The organism is Oleiphilus sp. HI0061 (assembly GCF_001635675.1).
This window is the reverse complement of record NZ_LWFE01001073.1, coordinates 1-899: the sequence shown is the minus strand read 5'-3', so window position 1 is coordinate 899 and position 899 is coordinate 1. Positions and strand designations below refer to the sequence as shown.

Annotated in this window: 1 protein-coding gene and 1 pseudogene; both read right to left on the bottom strand. The window is 47.1% G+C overall.

Going from position 1 to position 899, the window contains the following annotated elements:
* Positions 1–526: AMP-binding protein (locus A3735_RS14965; RefSeq protein WP_156499689.1), on the bottom strand; the 526-nt coding region annotated here is incomplete at its 3' end.
* A gap of 21 nt (positions 527–547) precedes the next feature.
* Positions 548–899, bottom strand: a pseudogene (locus A3735_RS14960) (hydroxymethylglutaryl-CoA lyase); the annotation flags it as partial.

The window sequence follows — 899 nt, the reverse complement described above, 5'->3', positions numbered from 1 at the left end:
AACAGGATGTCCAGATTGCACCGAGGCTACTTGTAGCAAGCATGGCAATCACCGCATAGCAACTATTTGGTAGGAAGCCGGCTACCACATCGCCTTTTGCTACGCCCACTTGCTTAAGATATGTGGCACACTTATTAACCTGCTGGAGTAGTTCCTGGTAACTAAGCTCTGTTCTAAGGCCATGCTCGCCACGTTCAACAATCGCTATCGATGCAGGGCTGCTTTCAGCTTGGCGCAACAGATTCTCGGCAAAGTTCAAGGTCGCATTTGGAAACCATTGCGCACCCGGCATCTTGTCTTCATTAAGCAAGGTGAGTTCGCCTTTATGACCTTTGACATCAAAGAAATCCCACAGCTGTGACCAGAATGCCTGCTTATCAGAGACAGACCAACGATAGAGTTGATCGTAGCTTTCAAATGAATGTTCGCTTTGCTGATTTAGATAAGACATGAATCGAGTCAGTTCTGTCTGCGATATGCGGTCTATGCTAGGTTGCCAAAGGCATTCGTTATTTTGCTGATTCATGTCGTGCTGTTCCGAGTCTGGTTATTTTAATGCGAGCGCTACTTTTGATTGATTAGTTCGGCCAATTGCATTGCAAATTCTGTTTCCTGCTTCAATGAGCTTGTCTAGCTCAATACCTGTTTCCATGCCAGCCCCCTGGAGCATATAAACGGTGTCTTCTGTGCTGACATTTCCAGAGGCTCCGGTTGCATAGGGGCAACCACCTAAGCCAGCTACTGAGGTATCGAAAGTTCTGTAGCCTAACTCTAGGGCTGCGTATTGATTGGCAAGCGCTTGGCCGTAGGTATCGTGAAAATGGCAGGCTAGTTGATTGGTCGAGAAGTGTCTCAATAGTTGAGAGAGCAGCGTTTTTATTTGAACGGGCGTACCAATG